The sequence below is a fragment of the Clostridium sp. Cult2 genome, from assembly GCF_021655075.1.
GTDB lineage: Bacteria > Bacillota > Clostridia > Tissierellales > Tepidimicrobiaceae > Schnuerera.
Map to the genome: position 1 here is coordinate 1 of NZ_PPXX01000051.1, position 1,138 is coordinate 1,138.

Consider the following 1,138-nt stretch of genomic DNA (forward strand, 5'->3'; position numbering starts at 1 on the left):
CTAAGTCTATTTCTTTATTTTTAATCATTTTAGAAGTATTCACAATGTATTTAGCCCTATAACCTACCTTACAATTATCTTCTAACTCCTTTTCATCTACGCTAGCTAAAATTTCTGGACTGGGGAAGGAATAGTATTCCTTTCTATTATATGAGCCTATAGGCTCTCCATACTTTTGACTTATTAACTCTATAGATCTTTTTATCCTTGATATTTGGTTATTGGCAGATATTATGAAGGATATGGTAGTTTCATAAGGTTCCTGATTTAGTATCCTTATACCTTGCCCAAATTTAATAGCTTCATTAAGTATTGGATCTTTTGATAATTCTTTTTTTATCTCTCCATAATCTCTACCTAAATCAAAATAATCATACCATATGTTTTCAAAATCTTCCATATTGATATTAGAGAATATAATATCCTTACCATCCCTTTTTACATTGATTACTTTGCTTTTGTGGATAGCTGTATAACTATCATCTTCCTCTACATGCCATCTAAAGGCCTGACCACATTCAAAAATATGTTTAGGTTCAAAATCCATCATATTTTTTATTATTATTTGATTATTTTTTTCTATTGCATTGTAATTCATCTTACTTCACCTCCCACTTATTTATTATACCCAAAATAATTTAATTAAGACAGTGGACGAGGGGACAGGTGCTTTGTCCATCCCCTCGTCCACATAAAAAAATGGGACGGTGAGAACCGTCCCCATTGTCCCTACCCATTGTCCCCCCATTGTCCCCATAACATTAAAGAGAAGCTGGACTAATCCAGCTTCTATTAATACCATCCTCTTAATTTCATTACATCTGCTACCTTTTTAACTGAAAGCATATAGGCAGCTTGTCTTACTGTAACATCTTTCTCCTCTTTAAGGGCCCATATATCTTTAAATGCATTAACCATTGCAATTTCTTGTTTTTCTTCTACTTCATCTTCTTCCCAATAGTATCCATATAGGTTTTGTACCCATTCGAAATAGGATACTGTAACTCCACCTGCATTTGTTAATATATCTGGTGTAACTGGGATTCCTCTTCTTTCTAGTACTTTGTCAGCGTCTGGAGTTATAGGTCCATTAGCTGCTTCACATACTAATTTAGCATTTATCTTTTCTGCAACTTCT

Annotated in this window: 1 protein-coding gene and 1 pseudogene; both read right to left on the minus strand. The window is 33.4% G+C overall.

What is annotated here, in order from left to right; all coding sequences use genetic code 11:
* Positions 1-598: DNA glycosylase (locus C3E90_RS05810; protein ID WP_236914722.1), on the minus strand; the 598-nt coding region annotated here is incomplete at its 3' end.
* Positions 599-792: 194 nt separating this feature from the next.
* Positions 793-1,138 (minus strand): annotated as a pseudogene (locus tag C3E90_RS05815) (glutamate dehydrogenase); the annotation flags it as partial.